The 13,103-nt window shown below is 62.2% G+C and carries 10 protein-coding genes; 6 read left to right on the top strand and 4 right to left on the bottom strand.

Annotated features, from left to right (window positions below):
- Positions 1-3 precede the first annotated feature (3 nt).
- Positions 4-711: a response regulator gene (locus PI990_RS21880; RefSeq protein ID WP_021220501.1), complete on the bottom strand. Its 708-nt coding sequence runs from the start codon at positions 709-711 to the stop codon at positions 4-6.
- Positions 712-982: 271 nt separating this feature from the next.
- On the opposite strand from PI990_RS21880, the gene tig reads away from it, so the two are divergent.
- The 6 genes from tig to PI990_RS21850 all read left to right on the top strand — a co-directional run bounded on the left by tig (position 983) and on the right by PI990_RS21850 (position 9,450).
- On the top strand, positions 983-2,293 hold the full coding sequence (gene tig, locus PI990_RS21875) for a trigger factor (RefSeq protein ID WP_031288132.1): 1,311 nt from the start codon (positions 983-985) through the stop codon (positions 2,291-2,293).
- 94 nt (positions 2,294-2,387) lie between these two features.
- Positions 2,388-3,032 (top strand): ATP-dependent Clp endopeptidase proteolytic subunit ClpP, encoded by a 645-nt coding sequence (gene clpP, locus PI990_RS21870; protein WP_031288134.1) that lies wholly within the window; start codon positions 2,388-2,390, stop codon positions 3,030-3,032.
- Between the two features lie 110 nt (positions 3,033-3,142).
- Positions 3,143-4,423, top strand: coding sequence for an ATP-dependent Clp protease ATP-binding subunit ClpX (gene clpX, locus PI990_RS21865; protein WP_271658458.1), 1,281 nt, complete (start codon positions 3,143-3,145; stop codon positions 4,421-4,423).
- Between the two features lie 132 nt (positions 4,424-4,555).
- The gene (lon, locus tag PI990_RS21860; protein WP_043243329.1) at positions 4,556-6,952 is read left to right on the top strand and encodes an endopeptidase La; all 2,397 of its coding nucleotides are present in this window, start codon (positions 4,556-4,558) and stop codon (positions 6,950-6,952) included.
- A gap of 136 nt (positions 6,953-7,088) precedes the next feature.
- Positions 7,089-7,361, top strand: a complete 273-nt coding sequence (gene hupB / locus PI990_RS21855) for a nucleoid-associated protein HU-beta (protein WP_003087931.1) — start codon at positions 7,089-7,091, stop codon at positions 7,359-7,361.
- A gap of 214 nt (positions 7,362-7,575) precedes the next feature.
- Positions 7,576-9,450, top strand: a complete 1,875-nt coding sequence (locus PI990_RS21850; RefSeq protein WP_271658457.1) for a SurA N-terminal domain-containing protein — start codon at positions 7,576-7,578, stop codon at positions 9,448-9,450.
- A 208-nt stretch (positions 9,451-9,658) separates the two neighbouring features.
- Here PI990_RS21850 and fabI read toward each other — a convergent pair whose 3' ends face one another.
- Genes fabI through PI990_RS21835 form a run of 3 tightly spaced genes read right to left on the bottom strand, consistent with a single transcriptional unit; the run spans position 9,659 to position 13,102 of the window.
- On the bottom strand, positions 9,659-10,453 hold the full coding sequence (fabI, locus tag PI990_RS21845; RefSeq protein ID WP_043243326.1) for an enoyl-ACP reductase FabI: 795 nt from the start codon (positions 10,451-10,453) through the stop codon (positions 9,659-9,661).
- Between the two features lie 20 nt (positions 10,454-10,473).
- Positions 10,474-12,081, bottom strand: coding sequence for an ABC transporter ATP-binding protein (locus tag PI990_RS21840; RefSeq protein ID WP_043243325.1), 1,608 nt, complete (start codon positions 12,079-12,081; stop codon positions 10,474-10,476).
- 1 nt (position 12,082) lies between these two features.
- Complete coding sequence (locus PI990_RS21835) at positions 12,083-13,102, bottom strand: ABC transporter permease (protein WP_263400788.1); 1,020 nt, start codon at positions 13,100-13,102, stop codon at positions 12,083-12,085.
- Between the last annotated feature and the right edge of the window lies 1 nt (position 13,103).

Below are 13,103 nucleotides of genomic sequence, written 5' to 3'. Positions count from 1 at the left end.
GGTTCAGCTCTCCCAGCCCAGGGGGTTGAACAGGTAGCCCTTGCCCCAGACGGTCTTGATCCGCACGGGCTCGCGTGGGTTGTCCAGCAGCTTGGCGCGCAGCTTGCTGATGCAGACGTCGACGCTGCGGTTGAGGCCGTCGAAGCCGATGCCGCGGGTGCGATTGAGGATTTCGTCGCGGGAGAGAATCTCCCCCGCCTGTCCGGCTAGCAGCCAGAGCAGTTCGAACTCCATGGTGGTGAGCTCGATGTCCTGGCCGCCCAGTTCGGCGCCGCGACGGCGGCGGTCGATGTTCAGGCGGCCGAACTCCAGGCTGTCGCGCTCACCGGCCAAGGGGGCATGGCGCCGCAGCAGGGCGCGCAGGCGGGCGAGCAGGACGGGCGGCTCGATGGGCTTGATCACGTAGTCGTCGGCGCCGGATTCGAGGCCGAGGATGTGGTCGAGGTCGCTTTCCTTGGCGGTGAGCATGAGGATCGGCGTATCGGCGATGCGGCGGATTTCGCGGCACACGTGCAGGCCGCTCTGGCCGGGGAGCATGAGGTCGAGCATCACCGCCTGGGGGCGGAATTCGACGAAGGCGTCGAGGGCGGTGTCGCCCCGGTGCACCTGGCGTACCTCGAAGCCGTGTTCGGAGAGGTAGAGGGACATCAGGCGGGCGAGCTTCTGATCGTCCTCGACCAGCATTACCTTGCTGAGGGCGTGGCTATCCATGGTTGTTCGTCGGTCGGCGGGAGGCGTGGCGCATTATAAGCACCCTCCGTGAGTTGCACTCCAGTGGTGCGTAACACAGCGTATCCGTCGGCCTGAAGGCCTCTGTTCCGGTGCTTGGGCGGGGGCGCGGCGCGGTGTTCGAGAGGGTATGAAAAGCGGTGTTGCATCTGCCGTTGCCGCTGGGGTGACTTCTGCTTTTCGCTCCACTAGAATGCATGCCCTTGATTATGGGGCCGGTCCGGCCGGCTAACGTCTGCAACGAGGAATATCCATGCAAGTTTCTGTTGAAAGCACCTCCGCTCTCGAGCGCCGTATGACTGTTGGCGTTCCGGCTGAGCGGATCGAGACCGAGGTCACCAAGCGTCTTCAGCAGACTGCTCGTCGCGCCAAGGTCGCTGGCTTCCGCCCGGGCAAGGTGCCCATGAGCGTGATCCGTCAGCGCTACGAAGATTCCGCTCGTCAGGAAGTCCTGGGTGACCTGATCCAGTCCTCCTTCTATGAAGCCGTCGTCGAGCAGAAGCTCAACCCGGCTGGCCAGCCTGCCGTCGAGCCGAAAGTGTTCGAGAAGGGCAAGGACCTGGAATTCATCGCCACCTTCGAAGTCTTCCCCGAGTTCCAGGTTGCCGGTTTCGATTCCATCGCCATCGAGCGCCTGCAAGCCGACGTGGCTGACGCCGATGTCGACAACATGCTGGAAATCCTGCGCAAGCAGAACACCCGCTTCGAAGCGGTTGATCGCGCTGCCGAGAACGGCGACCAGCTGAACATCGATTTCGTCGGCAAGATCGATGGCGAAGCCTTCGCTGGCGGTTCCGCCAAGGGCACTGCCCTGGTGCTGGGCTCCGGCCGCATGATCCCGGGCTTCGAAGATGCCCTGGTTGGCGTCAAGGCTGGTGAAGAGCGGGTCATCACCCCGACCTTCCCCGAGGACTACCAGAACCTCGACCTGGCCGGCAAGACCGCTGAGTTCACCGTTACCGTGAACAGCGTTTCCGCTCCCCAGCTGCCGGAACTGAACGACGAGTTCTTCACCCTGTTCGGCATCAAGGAAGGCGGCCTGGAAGGTTTCCGCGCCGAAGTCCGCAAGAACATGGAGCGTGAACTGCGCCAGGCCATCAAGTCCAAGGTCAAGAACCAGGTAATGGACGGCCTGCTGGCTGCCAACCCGATCGAAGTGCCGAAGGCCCTGATCGGCAACGAAGTGAACCGTCTGCGCGTGCAGGCCGTCCAGCAGTTCGGTGGCAACATCAAACCCGACCAACTGCCGGCCGAGCTGTTCGAAGAGCAAGCCAAGCGCCGCGTCGTGCTGGGCCTGATCGTCGCCGAAGTGGTCAAGCAGTTCGAGCTGAAGCCCGATGACGCCCGCGTTCGCGAGCTGATCGAGGAAATGGCTTCCGCTTATCAGGAGCCCGAGCAAGTAGTGGCCTGGTACTACAAGAACGACCAGCAACTGAACGAAGTGCGTTCTGTTGTGCTGGAAGAACAAGTTGTAGATACTGTCCTGCAGAAGGCCAACGTGACCGACAAAGCGGTCTCCTACGAAGATGCAGTCAAGCCGGTAGAAGCTCCGCAAGCCGACTGATCGTTTCGCCTCGTTCGAGCACACCATAAGCCAGCCTTCGCGCTGGCTTATGCGTCTTTGAGACATGACATTATTTAGGGAGTGATCGCTGGACATGTCCCGCAATTCTTATATGCAGCAACAGTTCCCTGATATCCAGGCCGCCGGTGGCCTCGTGCCGATGGTGATCGAGCAGTCCGCCCGTGGCGAACGTGCCTACGACATCTACTCGCGTCTCCTGAAGGAGCGGGTGATCTTCCTGGTCGGCCCGGTCGAGGACTACATGGCCAACCTGGTCGTGGCGCAGCTCCTCTTCCTCGAAGCGGAGAACCCCGACAAGGATATCCACCTCTACATCAACTCCCCGGGTGGTTCGGTGACTGCTGGCATGTCGATCTACGACACCATGCAGTTCATCAAGCCCAACGTCTCCACCACCTGCATCGGCCAGGCCTGCAGCATGGGCGCGCTCCTGCTCGCCGGTGGCGCTGCTGGCAAGCGTTACTGCCTGCCGCACTCGCGGATGATGATCCACCAGCCGCTGGGTGGCTTCCAGGGCCAGGCTTCGGATATCGAGATCCACGCCCGTGAGATTCTCACCATCCGTGAGCGCCTGAACAAGATCCTCGCCGACCACACCGGTCAGCCGATCGACGTGATAGCCCGCGACACCGACCGCGACAACTTCATGAGCGGTGAAGAAGCGGTCAAATACGGCCTCATCGATCAGGTCCATAGCAAGCGCCAACTGGCGAGCTAAGCCGTTCCGCAATACCGCGGCCGGAAGATGTCCGGCCGCCTCGCGGGCTTGAAAATGCCCGCATTTGCCTTCATCTTGTGTTTCATGCCTATCCCGATTGGATTGATCGAATGACTGACACCCGCAATGGCGAGGACAACGGCAAGCTGCTCTATTGCTCCTTCTGCGGCAAAAGCCAGCACGAAGTACGCAAATTGATTGCCGGCCCCTCGGTCTTTATCTGCGACGAGTGCGTGGACCTGTGCAATGACATCATCCGCGAGGAGGTGCAGGAAGCCCAGGCCGAGAACAACGCGCACAAGCTGCCGGCGCCCAAGGAAATCCGCACCATCCTCGATCAGTACGTCATTGGTCAGGAACGTGCCAAGAAGGTGCTGGCCGTAGCGGTCTACAACCACTACAAGCGCCTGAACCAGCGTGACAAGAAAGACGATATCGAACTCGGCAAGAGCAACATCCTGCTGATCGGCCCGACCGGTTCGGGCAAGACGCTGCTGGCCGAGACCCTGGCCCGTCTGCTCAACGTTCCCTTCACCATCGCCGATGCCACCACCCTCACCGAGGCGGGCTACGTGGGTGAGGACGTCGAGAACATCATCCAGAAGCTGCTGCAGAAGTGCGATTACGATGTCGAGAAGGCCCAGATGGGCATCGTCTACATCGACGAAATCGACAAGATTTCGCGCAAGTCCGACAACCCGTCCATCACCCGCGATGTTTCGGGCGAGGGCGTGCAGCAGGCGCTGCTGAAGCTCATCGAGGGCACCGTCGCTTCGGTTCCTCCCCAGGGCGGCCGTAAGCACCCGCAGCAGGAGTTCCTGCAAGTGGACACGCGCAACATCCTGTTCATCTGCGGTGGCGCCTTTGCCGGCCTGGAAAAAGTCATCCAGAACCGTTCCGCTCGTGGCGGCATCGGCTTCAATGCCGAAGTCCGTAGCGTCGACCTGGGCAAGAAAGTCGGTGAAGCGCTGCGGGATGCCGAGCCGGAAGACCTGGTGAAATTCGGGCTTATCCCCGAGTTCGTCGGTCGTCTGCCGGTCATCGCCACACTGGACGAGCTCGATGAGCCTGCGCTGATGCAGATCCTCACCGAACCAAAGAACGCACTGACCAAGCAATACGCCAAGCTCTTCGAGATGGAGGGGGTTGACCTCGAATTCCGTCCCGATGCGCTGAAGGCCGTTGCTCACCGTGCCCTGGAGCGCAAAACCGGCGCCCGTGGCCTCCGCTCTATCCTCGAAGGCATCCTTCTCGACACCATGTATGAAATCCCCTCGCAAACCGAGGTGAGCAAGGTGGTGATCGACGAGAGCGTCATTGAAGGCACTTCCAAGCCCTTGCTGATCTACGAGAACAGCGAGCAGCCGGCCAAGGCCGCGCCTGACGCTTGATGAAACAAAGGGGCCTCCGGGCCCCTTTGCATTTCCTACTACAGCGCTTGTTTTTTCCCAGACCTGCCCCCATCTTAGGTCCCAGGGTTATCCCATCTGTTACCGGCCATTGGCCGCTGTAGAGCTGAAATCATGAAGACAACCGTTGAATTGCCTCTCCTGCCATTGCGTGATGTCGTGGTCTATCCGCATATGGTCATCCCACTGTTCGTGGGCCGTGAAAAATCCATCGAGGCCCTCGAAGCCGCGATGACCGGGGACAAGCAAATTCTTCTGTTGGCGCAGAGGAATCCGGCCGATGACGATCCGGGCGAAGATGCCCTGTACCGTGTTGGCACCGTCGCGACCGTCCTGCAACTGCTGAAGCTGCCCGATGGCACCGTCAAGGTGCTGGTGGAGGGTGAGCAGCGGGGCTCCATCGAGCGTTTCACCGAGGTGGACGGCCATTGCCGTGCCGAGGTGACCCTCATCGAGGAAGTCGACGCCGGCGAGCGCGAGTCCGAAGTCTTCACCCGCAGCCTGCTCAGCCAGTTCGAGCAGTATGTACAGCTGGGCAAGAAAGTGCCCGCTGAAGTCCTTTCTTCGCTGAACAGCATCGATGAGCCCGGGCGTCTGGTCGACACCATGGCTGCCCATATGGCGCTGAAGATCGAGCAGAAGCAGGAAATCCTCGAAATCACCGAGCTGCCCGAGCGTGTCGAGCACGTGCTGGCGCTGCTGGATGCCGAAATCGACCTGCTGCAGGTCGAGAAGCGTATCCGGGGTCGCGTGAAGAAACAGATGGAGCGCAGCCAACGCGAGTACTACCTGAATGAGCAGATGAAGGCCATTCAGAAGGAGTTGGGCGACATCGACGAAGGGCACAACGAGATCGAGGAGCTGAAGAAGCGCATCGATAACGCTGGCTTGACCAAGGAGGCGTTGACCAAGGCCAATGCCGAGCTGAACAAGCTGAAGCAGATGTCGCCGATGTCCGCTGAAGCCACTGTCGTACGCTCCTATATCGATTGGCTGGTCAATGTGCCGTGGAAGGCCGAGAGCAAGGTGCGTCTCGATCTGGCCAAGGCCGAAGACATTCTCGACGCTGACCACTACGGCCTCGAAGAGGTCAAGGACCGCATCCTCGAATACCTCGCCGTGCAGAAGCGCGTGAAGAAGGTCAAGGGCCCGGTGCTCTGCCTGGTCGGCCCGCCTGGCGTAGGCAAGACCTCGCTGGCCGAGTCCATCGCCCGTGCCACCAACCGCAAATTCATACGCATGGCCCTGGGCGGCGTGCGTGACGAAGCTGAAATTCGCGGTCACCGTCGTACCTACATCGGCTCCATGCCGGGTCGCCTGATCCAGAAGATGACCAAGGTCGGGGTGCGCAACCCGCTGTTCCTGCTGGACGAAATCGACAAGATGGGCAGCGACATGCGCGGCGACCCCGCCTCGGCGCTGCTGGAGGTGCTCGACCCCGAGCAGAACCACAACTTCAACGACCATTACCTGGAAGTCGACTACGACCTTTCCGACGTGATGTTCTTGTGCACCGCCAACTCCATGAACATTCCGGCACCGCTGCTGGACCGCATGGAAGTGATCCGTCTGCCCGGTTACACCGAGGACGAGAAGGTCAACATCGCCACCAAGTACCTCGCACCCAAGCAGACCCAGGCCAACGGCCTGAAGAAGGGCGAGCTGGAGTTCGACGAAGCGGCCATCCGCGACATCATCCGCTACTACACCCGCGAGGCCGGGGTGCGCAGCCTCGAGCGGCAACTGGCCAAGGTCTGCCGCAAGGCGGTCAAGGAGCATGCCCGCGAGAAGCGCTTCAAGGTGCTGGTCACCGCCGAGTCCCTCGAGCACTTCCTCGGCGTTCGCAAGTTCCGCTACGGCCTTGCCGAGCTGCAGGACCAGATCGGCCAAGTCACCGGGCTCGCCTGGACCCAGGTCGGTGGCGAACTGCTGACCATCGAGGCCGCTGTGGTCCCGGGCAAGGGGCAGCTGACCAAGACCGGCTCCCTGGGTGACGTGATGGTGGAGTCGATCACTGCCGCGCTGACGGTTGTGCGCAGTCGTGCGAAAAGCCTCGGTATCCCTGCGGACTTCCACGAGAAGCGCGACATTCACATCCACATGCCCGAAGGGGCGACGCCGAAGGACGGCCCGAGCGCCGGCATCGGCATGTGCACCGCGCTGGTTTCGGCGATGACGCAGATTCCCGTGCGGGCCGATGTGGCCATGACCGGTGAGATCACCCTGCGTGGTCAGGTACTCGCAATCGGTGGGTTGAAAGAGAAATTGCTGGCTGCTCACCGGGGTGGGATCAAGACCGTGATCATTCCCGAAGAGAATGTTCGTGATCTGAAAGAGATTCCCGAAAATATCAAGCAAGACCTGGCCATTAAACCTGTTAAATGGATTGACGAGGTCCTGCAAATTGCGCTGCAATACGCCCCGGAGCCCTTGCCCGATGCGGCTCCCGAGATGGTTGCAAAGGATGACAAGCGCGAGTCTGATTCCAAGGAGCGAATCAGCACGCATTAGCCGGGGGGCTTTCTTGACACATTTTTCGAGCCCTTGTTATAAAGCGGCTCTCGTGTGTCAGCAGGCCATCCAGCACCCGCTTTGCTTACACCAAACAACTAAGAAACAAACTCAACAGAAATAAGGGGACTTAAGAGTGAACAAGTCGGAACTGATCGATGCCATCGCCGCATCTGCTGATATCCCGAAAGCTGTCGCTGGCCGTGCGCTGGACGCAGTTATCGAATCCGTCACTGGCGCTCTGAAGGCTGGTGATTCCGTGGTGCTGGTAGGTTTCGGTACTTTCGCTGTGAAAGAGCGCGCTGCTCGCACTGGCCGTAACCCGCAGACTGGCAAGCCGATCAAGATCGCTGCTGCCAAGATCCCTGGCTTCAAAGCTGGTAAAGCTCTGAAAGACGCCGTCAACTAAGCGTCTTTCGGGCTTTGCCCTTCCAGCAGGGGCTTTGTCCCGGCTGGCAGCGGAGCGGTAGACCACGAGGAATACCTCGCGTCCTGGAAGCCTTAGCTTCCGACCGCTCCGCCAGTTAAGAGAGAAGGCGCATCCTCGGATGCGCCTTTCTTATATATGGACTCTACCCGCGCTGCGCGGCTGGTTTTTTGGTACAGCCGTTTCTGGGGGACGCATGCTGCAGAACATCAGGGACAATTCACAGGGATGGATTGCCAAGACCATTATCGGCGTCATCATCGCGTTGCTCGCGCTGACGGGCTTCGATGCCATCTTCAATGCCACCAGCAACCGCCAGGACGCTGCCAAGGTCAACGGCGAGGAAATCACCCTCGACCAACTGAGCCAGGCCGCAGACATGCAGCGCCGCCAGCTGATGCAGCAACTGGGCAAGGACTTCGACGCCTCCCAGCTCGACGACAAGCTGCTGCGTGAAGCCGCCCTCAAGGGCCTGATCGAGCGCAAGCTGCTGCTGCAAGGCGCCAAGTCATCCGGCTTCGCCTTCTCGCAACCCGCTCTGGATCAACTGATCCTGCAAACTCCCGAATTCCAGGTCGATGGCAAATTCAACTCTGATCGCTTCGATCAGGTGATTCGCCAGATGAACTACACCCGCCTGCAGTTCCGCCAGATGCTCGAGCAGGAAATGCTCGTCGGCCAGCTCCGCGCCGGCCTGGCTGGTAGCGGCTTCGTCACCGACGAAGAAGTACGCGCCTTTGCCCGTCTGGAGAAGCAGACCCGTGATTTCGCCACCCTGACATTCAAGGCCGATCCCAAGGCCGTCCAGGTGAGCGACGAAGAAATCCAGGCTTACTACGACGAGCACAAGGGCCAGTTCATGAGCCCCGAGCAGGTCGTGCTCGAATACGTCGAGCTGAAGAAGGAAGCCTTCTTCGGTCAGGTCGAGGTCAGCGAAGACGACCTCAAGGCCCAGTACGACAAGGAGATCGGCAACCTCTCCGAGCAGCGCGATGCGGCCCACATCCTGATCGAAGTGAACGATCAGCAGACCGCCGAGCAGGCCAAGGCGAAGATCGACGAGATCAAGCAGCGCCTGGACAAAGGCGAAGACTTCGCCGCTTTGGCCAAGGAACTGTCCCAGGACCCCGGTTCCGCCGCCAATGGGGGTGACCTCGGCTTCGCCGGTCGTGGTGTTTACGAACCGGCCTTCGAGGACGCGCTCTACGCCCTGAAGAAGGACGAAGTCTCCGCTCCGGTGACCACGCCCTATGGCCTGCACCTGATCAAGCTGCTGGCGATCCAGGCACCTGAAGTGCCGAGCTTCGACAGCCTCAAGGAGAAGATGGTCCGCGAGCTGAAGACCCAGCAGGTCGAACAGCGCTTCGTCGAGGCCACCAAGGAACTGGAAGACTCCGCGTTCGAAGCTTCCGACCTGGCCCAACCCGCCCAGGAGCTGAACCTCAAGGTCCAGACCAGCGCCCCCTTCGGTCGTGAAGGCGGCGAAGGCCTGGCCGCCAACCGCCAGGTGCTGCAGGCTGCCTTCAGCCCTGAAGTGCTGGAAGACGGCGGTAACAGCGGCGCCATCGAGCTGGACCCGGACACCGTGGTCGTCCTGCGTGCCAAGGAACACCGCAAGCCACAGCAGTTGGAACTGGCGTCCGTCAGCGACAGCATCCGCCAGCACCTGACCCAGGAAAAGGCCAGCGAAGCCGTCAAGGCCAAGGCCGACGAGCTGCTCGCCAGCCTGCGTGAAGGCAAGACTCCGGCCACCCAGGCGCCGCAAGGCCAGACCTGGAACGTGGTCGAAGCCGCCACTCGCAGCCAGGAGGGTGTAGACCCGGCCCTGCTGCAGACGCTGTTCCGCATGGGCAAGCCGGAGTCGGCCGACAAGCCGACCTTCTCCTCCCTGAAGCTGAGCAACGGCGACTACGTGGTGATCCGCCTGAACGGTGTGAGCCAGCCTGAAGACGCCCTGTCCGAGCAGGACAAGGCCATGTACGCCCGTTTCCTCGCCTCGCGCAGCGGTCAGCAGGATTTCGCTGCCTACCGCCGCCAGCTGGAAGCCGAAGCCAAGGTCGAGCGTTTCTGATCGCCCTGGCGTGATTTGGAGAAGGCCGCTGCGAAGCGGCCTTTTTCATGCCCGGAGAAAAGGGGAGGGTGGAGTTTCTGTGTCTTCTGTGTCTCGATCCCCTGGGCTAAAGCCCGGGCTACGTCCGGACGACAGGTTGAGCACCGGTGCGTTTCGAGCGCCCATGAAAAAGCCCGCCATCAGGCGGGCTTTTTCATGTCCGGGGAGATCAGTCTTCGATCGCGCCCATGGCGGTGGTGTTGAAGCCACCGTCGACGTAGAGGATTTCACCGCTGATGCCCGACGCCAGGTCGGAGCAGATGAAGGCGCCGGCGTTGCCGACTTCCTCGATGGTGACGTTGCGGCGCAGCGGGGTCTGCTTCTCGTTGGCGGCGAGCATCTTGCGGAAGCTCTTGATGCCGGAGGCAGCCAGGGTGCGGATTGGGCCGGCGGAGATGGCGTTGACGCGGGTGCCTTCCGGGCCGAGGCTGCCGGCCAGGTAGCGGACGCCCGCTTCCAGGCTGGCCTTGGCCATGCCCATCACGTTGTAGTTGGGCATGGTGCGTTCCGCGCCCAGGTAGGACAGAGTCAGCAGGCTGCCGTTGCGGCCCTTCATCAGCTCGCGACCGGCCTTGGCCAGGGCCACGAAGCTGTAGGCGCTGATGTCGTGGGCGATGCGGAAGCCTTCGCGGGTGGTGACGTCGGTGAAGTCGCCATCCAGTTGGTCACCCGGGGCGAAGCCGACGGAGTGGACGATGATGTCCAGGCCGTCCCACTTCTTGCCCAGGGCTTCGAATACGGCTGCGATCTCGTCGTCATTGGCGACGTCGCAAGGGAAGCACAGGTCGGCGTTGGAGCCCCAGCCTGCGGCGAACTCTTCCACACGGCCCTTCAGCTTTTCGTTCTGGTAGGTGAAGGCGAGCTCGGCGCCCTCACGGTGCATGGCAGCAGCGATGCCCGATGCGATGGACAGTTTGCTGGCGACGCCAACGATCAGTACGCGCTTACCGGCGAGAAAACCCATGTGCGTTCTTCCTCTTCTGGTTAATTGGCAGTTTCCGGAGCCAGGAATGCGGCTTCCAGCAACTGCTTCGTATAAGTGTGCTGCGGTGCGGCGAAGATCGCCTCGGCAGGCCCCTGTTCAACCACCTTGCCGTGCTTGACCACCATCAGGTGGTGGCTCAGGGCCCTGACCACCGCCAGGTCATGGCTGATGAACAGGTAGGTCAGGTTGTACTTGGCCTGCAACGAACGCAGTAACTCCACCACTTGGCGCTGCACCGTCCGGTCGAGCGCCGAAGTGGGCTCGTCCAGCAGTATCAGCGCCGGTTTCAGCACCAATGCCCGGGCAATGGCGATCCGTTGCCGTTGCCCGCCGGAAAACTCGTGGGGGTAGCGGTTCCGGGTTTCCGGGTCCAGTCCTACCTCCAGGAGCGCGTCGATGATGGCCTGTTCCTGCTCCGCCTCGGTGCCCATGCCATGGATCCGCAGGCCTTCCCCGACGATCTGGCCCACGCACATGCGTGGGCTCAGGCTGCCGAAGGGGTCCTGGAACACCACCTGCATCTGGCGCCGGAACGGCCGTACATCCTTCTGCGAAAGCCCATCCAGGGGCTGGCCCTGGAAGCGGATGGCGCCCTGGCTGCCGAGCAGCCGGAGAATCGCCAGGCCCAGCGTGGACTTGCCGGAACCGCTTTCACCCACGATGCCCAGGGTCTGGCCCTGGTGCAGGGTGAAGTCGATGCCGTCCACGGCTTTCACATGGTCGACGGTGCGTCGCAGCAATCCCTTTTTCACCGGGAACCACACACGCAGGTCGTCAACTTCCAGCAACGGCGGCCCCTGCGGGCTGTCCACCGGCTTGCCCGAAGGCTCGGCGGCGAGCAGTTCCCGGGTGTAGGGATGCTGCGGTGCACGGAACAATTCTTCACACGACGCCTGTTCGACGATGCAACCGCGCTGCATGACACATACGCGATGCGCGATACGTCGCACCAGGTTCAGATCGTGGGTGATCAGCAGCAGCGCCATGCCCAGGCGGGCCTGCAATTCCTTGAGCAGCTCGAGGATCTTCAGCTGCACGGTGACGTCCAGCGCGGTGGTCGGCTCGTCGGCGATCAGCAGCTCCGGCTCGTTGGCCAGGGCCATGGCGATCATCACCCGCTGGCGCTGGCCGCCGGAGAGTTCGTGGGGGTAGGCCTTGAGGCGCTTGGCCGGCTCCGGGATGCCCACCAGCTCCAGCAGCTCCAGGGTGCGCTGGGTGGCGGCCTTGCCGCTGATGCCCTTGTGCAGGGCCAGCACTTCCTTGATCTGCTTCTCGATGCTGTGCAGCGGGTTGAGCGAGGTCATGGGCTCCTGGAAGACCATGGCGATGCGGTTGCCACGGATGCCGCGCAGCTTGGCCTCGGGCAGCTTGAGCAGGTCCTTGCCGGCGTAGGTGATGCTGCCGGCGGGGTGACGGGCCAGCGGGTAGGGCAGCAGGCGCAGGATGGAGTGCGCGGTGACCGACTTGCCCGAGCCGGACTCGCCCACCAGGGCCAGGGTCTCGCCCTTGCGGATGTCGAAGCTCACGCCCTCGATCACCCGCTGGGTGTGCTGGCCGGTGACGAATTCGACCGCGAGGTCGCGGATTTCAATCAGGTTCTCGCTCATCTCACTTCCTCGGGTCGAAGGCATCGCGGGCGGCTTCGCCGATGAACACCAGCAGGGTCAGCATCACGCCGAGTACGGCGAAGGCGCTGATGCCCAGCCAGGGGGCCTGCAGGTTGGCCTTGCCCTGGGACACCAGCTCGCCCAGGGACGGCGCGCCGGGCGGCAGGCCGAAGCCGAGGAAGTCCAGGGCGGTGAGGGTGCCGATGGCGCCGGTGAGGATGAAGGGCATGAAGGTCATGGTCGAGACCATGGCGTTGGGCAGGATGTGGCGGAACATGATCGCGCCGTTCTGCATGCCTAGCGCCCGGGCTGCGCGCACGTACTCCAGGTTGCGGCCGCGGAGGAACTCCGCGCGCACCACGTCCACCAGGCTCATCCAGGAGAACAGCAGCATGATGCCCAGCAGCCACCAGAAGTTCGGCTGCACGAAGCTGGCCAGGATGATCAGCAGGTAGAGCACCGGCAGGCCCGACCAGATTTCCAGGAAGCGCTGCCCGGCCAGGTCCACCCAGCCGCCGTAGAAGCCCTGCAGGGCGCCGGCGATCACGCCGATGATGGAGCTGAGGATGGTCAGCGTCAGGGCGAACAGCACCGAGATGCGGAAGCCGTAGATGACCCGCGCCAGCACGTCGCGGCCCTGGTCGTCGGTGCCCAGCAGGTTGTCGGCGGAGGGCGGCGCGGGGGCCGGCACCTTGAGGTCGTAGTTGATGGTTTCGTAGCTGAAGGGCACCGGCGGCCAGATCATCTGCCCGTCCTTGGCGGCGATCAGCTCGCGGATGTAGGGCGTCTTGTAGTTGGCTTCCAGGGGGAATTCGCCACCGAAGGCGGTTTCAGGGTAGCGCTTGAACACCGGGAAGTACCACTCGCCGTCGTAGCGCACGGCCAGCGGCTTGTCGTTGGCGATGAGTTCGGCGCCCAGGCTGGCGATGAACAGCACGAGGAACAGCCAGAGCGACCACCAGCCACGCTTGTTGGCCTTGAAGCGCTCGAAGCGACGTCGATTGATTGGCGAGAGTTGCATG

This window comes from Pseudomonas sp. TUM22785 (assembly GCF_028198105.1).
Classification (GTDB): Bacteria; Pseudomonadota; Gammaproteobacteria; order Pseudomonadales; family Pseudomonadaceae; genus Metapseudomonas; species Metapseudomonas solani.
Note: the sequence above shows the minus strand (reverse complement) of the source record. Positions and strands in the feature narration are given on the sequence as shown.

What these genes read in the sequence shown, in the direction of transcription:
- PI990_RS21880 (WP_021220501.1), bottom strand. Translation starts at nt 711, where the DNA reads ATGGATAGCCACGCCCTCAGCAAGGTAATGCTGGTCGAGGACGATCAG.
- tig (WP_031288132.1), top strand. Translation starts at nt 983, where the DNA reads ATGCAAGTTTCTGTTGAAAGCACCTCCGCTCTCGAGCGCCGTATGACT.
- clpP (WP_031288134.1), top strand. Translation starts at nt 2,388, where the DNA reads ATGTCCCGCAATTCTTATATGCAGCAACAGTTCCCTGATATCCAGGCC.
- clpX (WP_271658458.1), top strand. Translation starts at nt 3,143, where the DNA reads ATGACTGACACCCGCAATGGCGAGGACAACGGCAAGCTGCTCTATTGC.
- lon (WP_043243329.1), top strand. Translation starts at nt 4,556, where the DNA reads ATGAAGACAACCGTTGAATTGCCTCTCCTGCCATTGCGTGATGTCGTG.
- PI990_RS21850 (WP_271658457.1), top strand. Translation starts at nt 7,576, where the DNA reads ATGCTGCAGAACATCAGGGACAATTCACAGGGATGGATTGCCAAGACC.
- fabI (WP_043243326.1), bottom strand. Translation starts at nt 10,453, where the DNA reads ATGGGTTTTCTCGCCGGTAAGCGCGTACTGATCGTTGGCGTCGCCAGC.
- PI990_RS21840 (WP_043243325.1), bottom strand. Translation starts at nt 12,081, where the DNA reads ATGAGCGAGAACCTGATTGAAATCCGCGACCTCGCGGTCGAATTCGTC.
- PI990_RS21835 (WP_263400788.1), bottom strand. Translation starts at nt 13,102, where the DNA reads ATGCAACTCTCGCCAATCAATCGACGTCGCTTCGAGCGCTTCAAGGCC.